Raw genomic sequence first — 11811 nt, forward strand, 5'->3', positions numbered from 1 at the left:
ATCACGAGACCTCAGGTACGTAAGCCGCGACCGCGTTCAATCAGGCGCCATACCAGCGCGTAAAACACCACGATAAAACCGATCAAAACGGAAAGCGTCAGGGTAAGCGGGACGTCGTTCACGCCGAGAAAACCATAGCGGAAACCACTGATCATATAAACGATGGGATTGAGCTTAGACACCGTCTGCCAGAAATCCGGCAGCAGCGTCAGTGAATAGAACACTCCCCCGAGGTAGGTCAGCGGTGTCAGCACAAAAGTCGGTATCAGGCTGATATCATCAAAAGTACGGGCAAATACGGCATTCAGCATACCCGCCAGCGAGAAAAGGATCGCCGTCAGTAGCAATGTTACTGCCACCATCGTCCAGCTATAGACATGGAAAGGAACAAAAAACAGAGATACCGCCGTCACCATAACACCAACGCATATGCCACGCGCCACGCCACCCCCAACATATCCCCAGATAATAATGTGCGTTGGCACCGGTGCGACCAGCAGCTCTTCTATATTGCGTTGAAATTTAGCGCTGAAAAAAGAAGAGGATACGTTAGCGTAAGCGTTTGTGATCACCGCCATCATAATCAGCCCCGGCACGATAAACTGCATGTAGGTGAAACCATGCATATCACCGATGCGCGAACCGATCAGATTACCAAAAATAACAAAATATAAGGTCATGGTGATCACCGGCGGCACCAGTGTCTGGATCCAGATGCGTGCAAAGCGGTTAACTTCTTTATCCCAGATGCTTTTCAGCGCTACCCAATATAAATGGCTCATGCTGATTCTCCTTTGTGGCTCTGAACCAGATCGACAAACAGCTCTTCGAGGCGATTGGCTTTATTGCGCATACTCAGTACCTGTATCCCCTGAGCGCTAAGTTGGTTGAACACGCTGTTAACGCCCTGTTCACGCAGCACCTCTACCTCCAGCGTTGAGGTATCCACCAGTCGGTACCGATAGCCCTCCAGCTGCGGCAGCGCACTTTTCGGTGCGATGTCAAGAATGAATGTTTCCGATTCAAGCTTGGAAAGCAGCGCTTTCATGGTGGTATTTTCCACCAGCTTGCCACTCTGGATTATGCCAATATGCCGGCAGAGCATTTCCGCCTCTTCCAGATAGTGGGTGGTCAGAATGATGGTGGTGCCTTGTGCATTCAGCTCTTTCAAAAAGCTCCACATCGAGCGACGTAGTTCGATATCTACTCCGGCGGTAGGCTCATCAAGGATCAGCAGTTTTGGTTCGTGCATGAGTGCACGGGCGATCATCAGTCGCCGCTTCATTCCGCCGGAAAGCATACGCGCGCGCTCATTGCGCTTTTCCCACAAATCGAGCTGGGTAAGGTATTTTTGCGCACGAAGGCGCGCCTCTTTTTTATCAACGCCGTAATAGCCCGCCTGACTAACCACTATCTGCAGCACAGTCTCGAACTGATTGAAGTTAAACTCCTGTGGCACCAACCCCAGCTGCCGTTTGGCGTTCACCATATCCTTACTCAGGTCATAACCAAAGACCCGCACGCTGCCACTGGTTTTATTCACCAGCGAACTAATAATCCCTATGGTGGTCGATTTTCCGGCGCCGTTCGGCCCAAGAAGCGCGTAAAAATCACCGGCCTCGACTTTCAGGTCGAGACTCTTCAACGCCTGAACGCCGCCGGCGTAGGTTTTAGAGAGCTTTTCCAGCTCAAGAGCGTAAATCATAAGTCAGTAAAACCCTGTTAAATGTACGATGAGGAGGGAGTAATATAAAACATGTGTCAGATGCCATGTGCAGCAACACAATGCTATTCAGGTGAATTAACGGCAATTATAAGGAGTATAATAACGCAGGCCAGGAAGCCCGGCCTTAATTGATTGTGCTACCTTATTCGCTCAGCGGAATAACGTTGCCAATATACGGCAAATGACGATAGCGCTGGGCATAGTCAATGCCATACCCCACAACAAACTCATCCGGAATAGAGAACCCGACATATTCAACGTCCACCGCTACTTCACGGCGTTCCGGCTTATCCAGCAGGGTGCAAATCGCCAGCGATTTTGGTTCACGCAGACGCAGAATTTCACGCACTTTACTTAATGTATTGCCGGAGTCGATGATGTCTTCAACAATCAGCACATCTTTATCGCGAATATCTTCATCCAAATCTTTGAGAATGCGCACATCACGGGTTGAGGACATGCCACTGCCATAGCTGGACGCGGTGATAAAGTCGACTTCATGGGAAACTTCAATGACGCGACAAAGATCGGCCATAAAGATAAAAGAGCCACGCAGTAATCCTACCAGCACCATTTCGGTGCCACGGTCACGGTAATCAGCAGTAATTTGCTTGCCCAGTTCAGCAATGCGCCTGGCGATCTCCTGTTCGGGGATCATAATATCAACGGTGTGTTTCATCATGAATACATCTCACTGACTTTAATCAGTTAGTTTCCTGTTCAGCATCGATCTCCCCTGCCAATAAACGTCAGGGAACCCTCGACGGCGATAAACTTAACGTTATCGATGGATAAGGTAGGCGTCGGATTATATCAGCAACTGCCGTCGGATGTGAAAAGTCGCACGATCGGCTGTTCATGATCCTCAGGCGACGGTAAAACTCAGCATCATGCCGGTGTCTTCGTGCTCCAGCAAATGGCAGTGAGCCATATAAGGATGTTGGGCATCTGCTGGATGATCAAAACGCACCAGCACCTCACTACGTCCACCGTTGACATCAACAATATCTTTCCAGCCCTGACGATGCGCTGCCGGCGGCTTGCCGTTTTCAGACAGAATGCGAAACTGCGTACCGTGAATATGGAAGGGATGCCGCATCATGTCACCCTCACCGGAAATAACCCATTTTTCATAGGTGCCCTGCGGCACGGCAAACGCCGTTTTGTGCATATTGAAGGCCTGGCCGTTAATTTTATTGCCCTGATGAAAATCGTAGGGTGGCTCTTTCGCTGGCATTCCGTTCATCGCACCGTGGCCGTGCTCATCCATCGGCTGAACCGCCATACTATCATGCGCCTGGTTAGCCCCCGGCATGCCGTCCATCTCGCCGTGCCCGTGGCTGTCCATTGTCATACCCGCCATAGCCTGCTGGCCATAGCGCGCCATCAGTGCCGCCATACCCTGCTGATCTAACTGCGGGTCCATTGATAGCTGTAGCAAACGCTGGTTTATCCCGCAAGGAACGACCACCGTCGGCAGCTTCACCAGGCTATCTGGCAGCGTGCCGCTGCTGAAAATGTGCAGAGGCTGAATGGTGACCAACGCCAGAGGTTTATCCCAGGGAGCCAGCGTCATCCCTGGCTGGGATACCGGCAGCGTTTCGATATCGAAGGTTTTACCATCACGGGCATCAATCAGCACCTCAAAGCGCTCACCGGGCAGCATTTGCAACGTTTCAACGCTGACCGGTTCGGCCAGCAGGCCACCATCGCTGGCGATAACATATAACCGCCGATTATCTGATGTTCTCAGGTCTAAGGTGCGGGCGTTACTGCCGTTCAGTAGACGAAAGCGCAACCAGCCGCGTGGCACCGCCTGGTGGGGGTAAACCACGCCGTTAGTTAATGGCAGGTCGCCAAACCAGCCGATCGCCGCCGCCATTTCATCAAGCTGATAGTCAATCTGGCCCTGGCCATTCAGCCGCTTATCCTGAATAATCAGCGGGATATCATCGACACCCCACTGCTGAGGCAAATTAACTTGCCCGCTGGCGTTATCATTAATCATAAGCAGACCGGCCAGCCCCTGCGCCACCTGGTAGCCAGTGCGGCCGTGCAGATGAGGATGAAACCAGCAGGTGGCCGCCGGCTGATCCGGCGTAAACTGGACTTTCACCTGCTGGCCAGGAGCCAGCGGTGAATGAGGTCCGCCGTCGGCACTACCGGGGATCAGTAGCCCATGCCAGTGAACCGTGGTGACCTCTGGCAAGGCGTTGAGCAGATTTATCGTAACCGGTGTACCGCGTTGCAGCTGGATGGCCGGACCCAGCAGGCTCCCATTGTAGCCCCAGCTGGATGCGGACGTTCCTCGCCAGCGGCTGACACCGGTCTGTGCTACCAAGGTTAACTGACCGTTGGCATCCGGTTTGAGCAGATCCGGCACGGGCAAAGATATACGCGGTTGCGCGGCCGCCGACGCACTGCGCCAGCAGGGAAAACCACAGGTAAGGCCCAACGCGGCGCTGTATCGCAGGAAATCACGTCTTTGCATGCAAAAACTCCTTCAGTAGCCATGAAAACCACAGCCTAACCCTTGCCCCTGGCGGAAGGTCAATCATTTTGGCAACAAAATACTATCAACAATATAATATTTGTCTCATTAAAGGTCTTTATCTGTGCTAACGTCAACGCAGGTTGAACAGAAGAGAATTGTAATGAAGCAATGTATTCAGGCGGTGTTGCTGCTGGTAATGCTGGGATTTTCCGCTAGCAGCTTCGCGCTAAACGAGTCAGAGGCAGAAGATATGGCTGACCTTACCGCTGTTTTCGTCTATCTGAAAAATGATTGTGGTTATCAGAATTTGCCGGACGCCCAGATACGGCGCGCGCTAGTGTTTTTTGCCCAGCAGAACCGCTGGGATCTCAGCAACTATAATAGCTTCAATATGAGAGCGATGGACGAATACAGCTATCGTGACTTAAGCGGCATCGCGATTCCTAATGAGACGAAATGTAAAAAGCTGGCCCAGGAGTCCCTCGGCCTGCTCGCCTACGTGAAGTGATCTTTTTTCTTTTCTTTGTTGCTAACTTGACCGTGCAACCACGGTCATAGTTAGCTATCATATCGCGCCATTTTTGTGGCGGTGAAGATGAGGAGAACCACGCTATGACTCGTAAAGAGACCTGGCTCGAAACGCTTCATGACGGTTTCGGGCAATACTTCAGCGTTGATAAAGTGCTTTACCACCATCAGACCGACCATCAGGATCTGATTATCTTTGAAAACGTCTCCCTTGGGCGGGTTATGGCGCTGGACGGCGTGGTGCAGACCACCGAACGTGATGAGTTTATCTATCATGAAATGCTGACCAACGTGCCACTGCTGGCGCACGGAAATGCAAAGCGGGTGCTGATAATCGGCGGCGGCGACGGTGCCATGCTGCGCGAGGTAACGCGCCATAAAAACGTTGAGCAGATAACCATGGTCGAGATTGACGCCACGGTGGTCGATTTTTGTCGTCAGTATCTGCCTAATCACAGCGCAGGGGCCTACGATGATCCGCGATTTAAGCTGATGATTGATGATGGCGTCAATTTTGTGAACCAGTGTCAGGAGAAATTTGACGTTATCATCTCCGACTGTACCGATCCTATCGGTCCTGGTGAAAGTCTGTTTACGTCCGATTTCTATCAGGGATGCTATAACTCGCTCAACGAAGGCGGTATATTTGTTGCCCAGAATGGCGTCTGCTTCCTGCAACAGGATGAGGCGGTTAATAGCCATCGTAAATTGAGCCACTATTTCAAGGATGTCAGTTTTTATCAGGCAGCCATCCCCACCTATTACGGCGGGATTATGACTTTTGCCTGGGCGAGCAATAATCCGGCACTGCGCCAGTTAGACGTCGGGACGATCCAGGCCCGCTTTGATGCTGCTGGTTTGAACTGCCGTTATTACAATCCGGCAATTCATACAGGAAGCTTTGCTTTGCCACAATATCTGTTGGATGCGCTGCGCAGCTGAGCAGCCATTTAAAGGGGTGAACGAAATTGCAAAAGCTGAAACTACATGGCTTCAATAATCTGACCAAAAGCCTGAGTTTTTGTATCTATGACATCTGCTACGCTAATACCGAAGCGGAGCGTGACGGCTATATCGCGTATATTGATGAGCAATATAATGCCAACCGACTGACCGAAATCCTGAGTGAAACCTGCTCAATCATCGGCGCCAATATTCTTAATATTGCCCGCCAGGATTACGAACCGCAGGGTGCCAGCGTGACGATTCTGGTCAGTGAGGAGCCGGTTGATCCGCGCGATATTGATAGATCGGAAAACCCCGGCCCGCTACCTAATGCGGTCGTCGCGCATCTCGATAAAAGTCATATTTGCGTTCATACCTATCCTGAAAGCCATCCGGAAGGGGGGCTTTGCACCTTTCGCGCGGACATCGAAGTCTCGACATGCGGCGTGATCTCACCGCTGAAGGCGCTGAATTATCTTATCCATCAACTTGAATCCGATATCGTTACCATCGACTATCGCGTACGTGGCTTTACCCGTGATGTGAATGGCGTGAAACACTTTATCGATCACGCAATCAACTCGATTCAGAACTTCATGGCGGAAGACATGAAATCGATGTATGACATGGTTGACGTGAACGTTTATCAGGAAAACATCTTTCATACCAAGATGCTGCTGAAAGAGTTCGATCTTAAGCACTATCTGTTTCACACCAGGCCAGAAGATCTTTCGCCGCAGGAGCATAAACGCATTACTGACCTGCTGTGGAAAGAGATGCGCGAGATTTATTACGGCCGTAATATCCCGACAATTGGGTTAAAAACGCTGTAATTGATTAATGTTAACAGCGACCGCTCAGCGGTCGCTTTTGGTTTCGCCCTTCCCCCAAGCATTAGAAAAAAACCCTACTGGCGACCCCCGCCATACTGAACGACAAATTCACGCCAGGCCGTAATCACCCGCAGAAAATCCTCTACACCGCAAAACGCCAGGCTCTCTTCGTCGTAATAGTGCATTCCCTCTTCCAGCTGATCGCCGTCGAAATTGAGCTGGTTGGCGCGAATGATCACCTCCTGGTCGTCCATCCACAGCGTGTACTCATGGCCAACACGCTGCCACTGACGCTCGCTGCCCTTGAGGCTGGCGGCGGCCTGCTCAATCTCGGCAAGCAGCGCCAGATCCTGTTTTACTTCTTCATTAAACCAGTGGCCCACCGCTTCATGGCCCATCGACATACGCATTTTTAGCTGGCCGGTAACATCGCGTAATAGCTCATATTCCATAGCGCTGCCCTCTGACGATTGGTACGACTAACGCTCCACAGTAAGCGTTATCGTTGACAGGGGCATTATCGCAGCCGGGCCGCTGAAAAACAGCTGTCTTGCAAAAATTTGCGTGTGCACAGTCGGATGTTAACTCAATTTATTTCCTATCTGAGCTGCCAGTGCGGCAGTGCACTTAACGCCTTTGCGGCGAACGGCTCTCAAACGTTTCTAAGCTGCCTGTACGGCAGTGCACGCTCGGCGGTTCTCAGGCGTATCCTCAACTTCTTTCTAAGCTGCCTGTACGGCAGTGCACCTGAAGACGTTTTGCACTGACCGGGGCTGCAATTTCTAAGCTGCCTGTACGGCAGTGCACGGATCGTCTGCCGGACGGCGACAACACTCGCATTTCTAAGCTGCCTGTACGGCAGTGCACATAGCAGTGGCCGGTCGATCTGGTATCCAGTCTTTCTAAGCTGCCTGTACGGCAGTGCACGCGATTTCAGCGTGAATTTTTTCAAGCTCTGCTTTCTAAGCTGCCTGTACGGCAGTGCACATGATGGAAGCGACTGAGCGCAACGCGGAGCTTTTCTAAGCTGCCTGTACGGCAGTGCACTATTTTCCGGGAACAGATAATGGGCCGTTTAATTTCTAAGCTGCCTGTACGGCAGTGCACAAAATAAAGCGGTAAGTGTCGTCGTCGAGTTCTTTCTAAGCTGCCTGTACGGCAGTGCACAAGAGCGATTACCCGCTAACCCATTATCCTATCAGGCTTATTTGCCTGCTCGCGGCGAAAACCCTTTTTTCCGGGCGCTGAATGCCCTCTTTATAAATCAAGGCGTTACTACAGGCGTATAAAAAAGGGGTGTGGTGATAATTAGCCTTTGTGCGGCGTTACCCCACCGAGGCGCTGCGGCAGTGCCGACCAGTTTTACGGCAGCAACCATGCGTTTATTGATAACCGGAGAAAACCGTCCCGGGAGAACAGACGTCTCGGCGGAACGGTTTTTCGACGTTAAAACCAGGGAACAGTGGCCTGCTGGCTCAGCCCATAGCTATTGAACCGGCCCGCCACCGGGTACTCAGCCAGCTCGCCGTGCTGAATAAAAAGCCGGAAGTATTGTCCGCCAGAGCGGCTTTTGATACTCAGATAAGGCAGCTGGCACTGCTGAGCGCTTACGGCATTCAGTCGCTCTTCCGCTTGCTCTTGCGTGAGCCAGCCTTTTCGCACCGAGCGACGATACAAACGCGCCGGATTGCTTTTAACCTGCACACGGTTCACCGTGCGCCACTGAGCGCCAGCCGGAACAGGCAGGATGCCGGAATCCTGGCAGTAATCGTTCAATCCGTTTCGCCAGCCACTTTTTTCAAGCTGTTGCAGTGCAGAGTGAGCGCCATGTACACGCAGTAGGTTGCCCGGCTTTATATCATGCAGAGGAAAACTCACGCCGATATTTTCTGATCCGTGACTGACCAGTGCCAGATGCAGCCGGGTAAACAGCGTAGCCATTAAGGTCTCTTCACTCAGTTCTGCATAGGCCAGCAGCGTTACATCAATATAGTGATCCATCGCGGTTTCCTCATTCCGCCTTTTCACCAAAGACACCACCACGGATCAGCACCGCCATAACATAATGCTGCTGTTCCACCTCTGGCTTATTTCCTTTAATTACCCAGTTATCGAGCAGGGTATAAAAATCCCGTTTTTCTTTCGGCTGACGGCAGGCCACGCCGCGACTGGTCACCGAGCCATAAGGTTCGACAGCAATGGGGCCCAGTTCATCAACGCGCGGATGCCAGCTATCAATCGTCCGCAATGCGTTGCCAATTTTCTGTGAATGAATGCCTGCAATGTTATTTATCTGGTAAAGCACCCGGCTTTTATTGCTATTGGTGTCGAGCACCAGCTCCTGAGAGGGAAACACCTCCTGCCCCTCCCCTAAACGTATCCGGGCGTCGACGTCAAGCAACACAAAGCGATCGCCGCTCAATCCTTTAGCGATTTCATTGGCCAGAGGGGTAAGCGCATCATTTTTCGGAAAATCGCGTAATGAATAATCATGGGCGTTAAATAGCCAGCTTTTTTCGCCAGAGGTGACGTTAATCTGGATATGCTCTGCGCCAACCCGGTTGCGCCACAGGAAGCGGCCATTTGCCAGATTAGCCGCATAACGTCGGGAGAGTTCATCAAAGCCGTGCTCGCTAATATAACCGTCGATAACGGCGCCCAGTGCCTGTTGATAAGCCACATCATTACAGACGGAAGGTGCTGATAAGTTTCCTAAAACGCGTAGCGTAAACGCCACTTTCAGGGTATCGGTACCCGCAGATAACGCCGCGCTATCCACGCGCTGTAAGTTCGCTTTCTGGATATCCGCATCCATCTTCGCCGGATCGGTCGTCGTTGGGTTTTTCAGACGGTTAGAGATGGTTCCGCGCACCGCCTTTTGCTGGACAGGAACAGGCTGCCAGTTATTTTCCTGCCATCTTCCGGCGTAAAGAAACGCATCCGATACGGCCAGTTTACGTTCAAATGCCAGTACAGAAGCGGTTTTGATTGCTGAAGTTGACTTTGCCATGTGGTTGTCCCTTTTAACCTTGTCGTAAGGAAGTGTGCGCCACAACATCTGATTCGCTACGGCAGTAATAACCCTTTTCAGAAGTCTGATAACGCCAGATAACACTGTTTAACTCGTTGATCCGCTGGACGCCGCACCATTCGCCAACGCCGTACACCGCCTCGGTGAAAGCGAACGGAGTCTCTGCGTCACGCGCATTTAACACCTGACCAGGTGGATAAAGCGGAGAAATACGCTGATAACCCACCAACAGCGGCACCAGCCAGCCTGCGGCAGGCTTCGGCAAGTAGCGCCATTGGGCGGGCATATCCGCTGCTGACGCGTCGGCTTCCGGCGTCACGGCCTGCATTTTCAACGCAGAGAAATCAAGCCAGGCATCCAGCATCGTCACGTCTGGCTTTTCAGATCGTAATGCCCGGTAATGTTGCTCCAGCAGCGATGTGCGATCGCAAAGCACAAATCCCGGCAGCAAATGCCACAGCGCTGAGCGCAGCTCGGTTTCACTGGCCGGGAAATCGACCACGCTGATATCCAGCGTCTTATTAACGAGGGTACCACCGGCCAGCTTCATCCCCAGACACAGATTTGCCAGATGCTGTGCTAACGGCTTTCTGCCATAGGTCCCCCCCTCAATTTCGCCCTCACACACCATCACCAGGGAGACGGTAAGATGCATCCGTCCCTCTTCATTAAATGCGGCGGTTTTACCCTCTTTGGTTAACGGGTTACGCGTCAGGGCGAACTGATACTCACGGCCTGAGGAGTACGCGTGGACCTGGTAATCATGGCAAACGACTGCACAGCCCCCCAGCGTCAAACGCTGTGTCTGGCTTAGCTTTCGCGACAGGGCATGCGTAAAGCCAAGAAAATGGGTAATCGCCGGGAAACCCCAGGTCAATCCGGCGACCGCGTTCGCATTTTCAATCTGTAGACGCGGTAAAATAATTAACGTACGCATCGGATCCCCTCCGCGATAATGCTTTCCATTTCGCGTAAACGTCGGCGAAAGTGCTGGCTGCTCTGCCAGTGCTGCCTCTCTGCCCTACCTATATCCGGCAAGTGCTTACTCAGCCGGAAGCTGAGCCAGCGCGCAAAATCAGCCGTCACCCCCTCCTGCCAGTCGTCGTTTTGCCACGCCAGACGAAACGGCCGATCGTCTTTGCCACGCCAGGGATCCAGCCATAACTGCTGATGGCGTTTTAATTCCGGAGACTTCAGCGTCCAGCCCCGCCATTCTGGCCGTTGCAATTCGTAGCTGATGAAAAATAACCGGTCGGTCAGCGCATCAATATACTCATCCATCGCCGCTCTGATGCGATGATTGGTGTAATCCCCCGTGCGCGTTAATAAGTTCACCATCAGGGTTATGATTTCCGTGGCGGCGCGATCAAACCGCTCACCTGGTGTGAATAATGACTTGAGATTTTCCGGGGCCTTATTGCTCTTTTTCCACATCGGAGGGCGGCTGGATAACAGCCACAGCCGCCCTCCCCGTGCACTGTTGAGCGACGAAATATTCTGTGGTTTGGTGCCACCAAAGTGTATCTCTGCAATACCCGGAAAACTGACCAGCGGCTGATCGTGCCAGGTTTTGCTTCGCTGCGCCTGTCTGATTGTCTTTGCCTCTTCACCAAAGCGGTAATGGCTTAACTTTTTATACAAATCATGGGCCAGTGAGGTCGAAAATAGGGGATTAAGCAGATGATAACCACCTCCGACAGGAAAATAGATTTGCTTAGACAGCTTATGCGACGCCGGCGCGCCGGTATTGAGCACCTGAGAGAAGCCCTGAACCCACTCGTCCAGCTGCTGGCGATCCTGAGCGAAAAAGGCGAAAGGCCGGTGATCCTCGCGCTGTAAACAGGCCAGAAGAGAATCTCCGTCTGTTTCTGTCTGTAGCAGGCGCGCCACATCAAGGGCTGCCGCATTACCAACGGCGTCCATTGTCAGATTAGGCAGCGAGGCGCTGGCCAGATACCCCTCATCATGCTGATGACGACTGTAAACGCTGCTGCTCTTTGAATCAGAATGGGTAAATTTCGCCGCATGGCTCACCAGGCTTATCTGCCCGGCGCGTCGGGCGGCATCCGTCAGCCAGTTTGCAGGCTGGTAACGCTGTTCCAGTTCCTGCCTTTCCTGCTGAAGCTCAGCGGCCAGGTCTGCATCAGCCGCCAGCCTGCGGGCGGCACTTTTATCAAAAACCTCCAGCCGGGCTTGCTTACGGGCAGCAATATAGTCGGAAATAAAATCCCTCAAAATAACCTCAGACACAATT

General features: G+C 52.2%; 12 protein-coding genes and 1 CRISPR repeat array. Of the genes, 3 read left to right on the plus strand and 9 right to left on the minus strand.

Going from position 1 to position 11811, the window contains the following annotated elements:
- Positions 1-11 precede the first annotated feature (11 nt).
- The 4 genes from BM191_RS06375 to cueO form a co-directional block, all read right to left on the minus strand.
- On the minus strand, positions 12-782 hold the full coding sequence (locus BM191_RS06375; RefSeq protein ID WP_092876313.1) for an ABC transporter permease: 771 nt from the start codon (positions 780-782) through the stop codon (positions 12-14).
- Positions 779-1705: an ABC transporter ATP-binding protein gene (locus BM191_RS06380; RefSeq protein ID WP_092876315.1), complete on the minus strand. Its 927-nt coding sequence runs from the start codon at positions 1703-1705 to the stop codon at positions 779-781. Before BM191_RS06380 ends, BM191_RS06375 begins: the two co-directional genes overlap by 4 nt.
- Positions 1706-1868: 163 nt before the next feature.
- Positions 1869-2405 (minus strand): hypoxanthine phosphoribosyltransferase, encoded by a 537-nt coding sequence (gene hpt, locus BM191_RS06385; RefSeq protein ID WP_092876749.1) that lies wholly within the window; start codon positions 2403-2405, stop codon positions 1869-1871.
- A gap of 186 nt (positions 2406-2591) precedes the next feature.
- Complete coding sequence (gene cueO, locus BM191_RS06390) at positions 2592-4217, minus strand: multicopper oxidase CueO (RefSeq protein ID WP_092876317.1); 1626 nt, start codon at positions 4215-4217, stop codon at positions 2592-2594.
- A gap of 163 nt (positions 4218-4380) precedes the next feature.
- Between cueO and BM191_RS06395 the strand changes: the two genes are divergently transcribed.
- From BM191_RS06395 to speD, 3 genes are all read left to right on the plus strand, one after another.
- Positions 4381-4728, plus strand: a complete 348-nt coding sequence (locus BM191_RS06395; RefSeq protein WP_092876319.1) for a YacC family pilotin-like protein — start codon at positions 4381-4383, stop codon at positions 4726-4728.
- Between the two features lie 104 nt (positions 4729-4832).
- Positions 4833-5690, plus strand: a complete 858-nt coding sequence (speE, locus tag BM191_RS06400; protein ID WP_092876321.1) for a polyamine aminopropyltransferase — start codon at positions 4833-4835, stop codon at positions 5688-5690.
- Positions 5691-5716: 26 nt separating this feature from the next.
- Positions 5717-6526, plus strand: a complete 810-nt coding sequence (speD, locus tag BM191_RS06405; RefSeq protein ID WP_092876323.1) for an adenosylmethionine decarboxylase — start codon at positions 5717-5719, stop codon at positions 6524-6526.
- A 74-nt stretch (positions 6527-6600) separates the two neighbouring features.
- Here the strand turns inward: speD and yacL are convergent, their stop codons facing one another.
- From yacL to csy1, 5 genes are all read right to left on the minus strand, one after another.
- Positions 6601-6978: a protein YacL gene (yacL, locus tag BM191_RS06410; RefSeq protein ID WP_092876325.1), complete on the minus strand. Its 378-nt coding sequence runs from the start codon at positions 6976-6978 to the stop codon at positions 6601-6603.
- A 147-nt stretch (positions 6979-7125) separates the two neighbouring features.
- Positions 7126-7693: a CRISPR direct-repeat array (repeat unit 28 nt; unit sequence TTTCTAAGCTGCCTGTACGGCAGTGCAC).
- 279 nt (positions 7694-7972) lie between these two features.
- Positions 7973-8527, minus strand: coding sequence for a type I-F CRISPR-associated endoribonuclease Cas6/Csy4 (gene cas6f / locus BM191_RS06415; protein ID WP_092876327.1), 555 nt, complete (start codon positions 8525-8527; stop codon positions 7973-7975).
- A 10-nt stretch (positions 8528-8537) separates the two neighbouring features.
- Positions 8538-9536 carry a type I-F CRISPR-associated protein Csy3 gene (csy3, locus tag BM191_RS06420; RefSeq protein ID WP_092876329.1) on the minus strand — a complete coding sequence of 333 codons (999 nt, stop codon included), beginning with the start codon at positions 9534-9536 and terminating at the stop codon, positions 8538-8540.
- A 13-nt stretch (positions 9537-9549) separates the two neighbouring features.
- Positions 9550-10494 carry a type I-F CRISPR-associated protein Csy2 gene (gene csy2 / locus BM191_RS06425; protein ID WP_092876331.1) on the minus strand — a complete coding sequence of 315 codons (945 nt, stop codon included), beginning with the start codon at positions 10492-10494 and terminating at the stop codon, positions 9550-9552.
- Positions 10482-11807, minus strand: coding sequence for a type I-F CRISPR-associated protein Csy1 (gene csy1 / locus BM191_RS06430; RefSeq protein WP_230479533.1), 1326 nt, complete (start codon positions 11805-11807; stop codon positions 10482-10484). Before csy1 ends, csy2 begins: the two co-directional genes overlap by 13 nt.
- Positions 11808-11811: the final 4 nt, after the last annotated feature.

The organism is Izhakiella capsodis (assembly GCF_900115045.1).
Classification (GTDB): Bacteria; Pseudomonadota; Gammaproteobacteria; order Enterobacterales; family Enterobacteriaceae; genus Izhakiella; species Izhakiella capsodis.

Excerpts from the sequence above, each read along its gene's own strand:
- BM191_RS06380 (WP_092876315.1), bottom strand. The coding sequence starts at position 1,705 with ATGATTTACGCTCTTGAGCTGGAAAAGCTCTCTAAAACCTACGCCGGC.
- cueO (WP_092876317.1), bottom strand. The coding sequence starts at position 4,217 with ATGCAAAGACGTGATTTCCTGCGATACAGCGCCGCGTTGGGCCTTACC.
- csy3 (WP_092876329.1), bottom strand. The coding sequence starts at position 9,536 with ATGGCAAAGTCAACTTCAGCAATCAAAACCGCTTCTGTACTGGCATTT.
- hpt (WP_092876749.1), bottom strand. The coding sequence starts at position 2,405 with ATGAAACACACCGTTGATATTATGATCCCCGAACAGGAGATCGCCAGG.
- BM191_RS06375 (WP_092876313.1), bottom strand. The coding sequence starts at position 782 with ATGAGCCATTTATATTGGGTAGCGCTGAAAAGCATCTGGGATAAAGAA.
- csy2 (WP_092876331.1), bottom strand. The coding sequence starts at position 10,494 with ATGCGTACGTTAATTATTTTACCGCGTCTACAGATTGAAAATGCGAAC.
- BM191_RS06395 (WP_092876319.1), top strand. The coding sequence starts at position 4,381 with ATGAAGCAATGTATTCAGGCGGTGTTGCTGCTGGTAATGCTGGGATTT.
- speE (WP_092876321.1), top strand. The coding sequence starts at position 4,833 with ATGACTCGTAAAGAGACCTGGCTCGAAACGCTTCATGACGGTTTCGGG.
- cas6f (WP_092876327.1), bottom strand. The coding sequence starts at position 8,527 with ATGGATCACTATATTGATGTAACGCTGCTGGCCTATGCAGAACTGAGT.
- yacL (WP_092876325.1), bottom strand. The coding sequence starts at position 6,978 with ATGGAATATGAGCTATTACGCGATGTTACCGGCCAGCTAAAAATGCGT.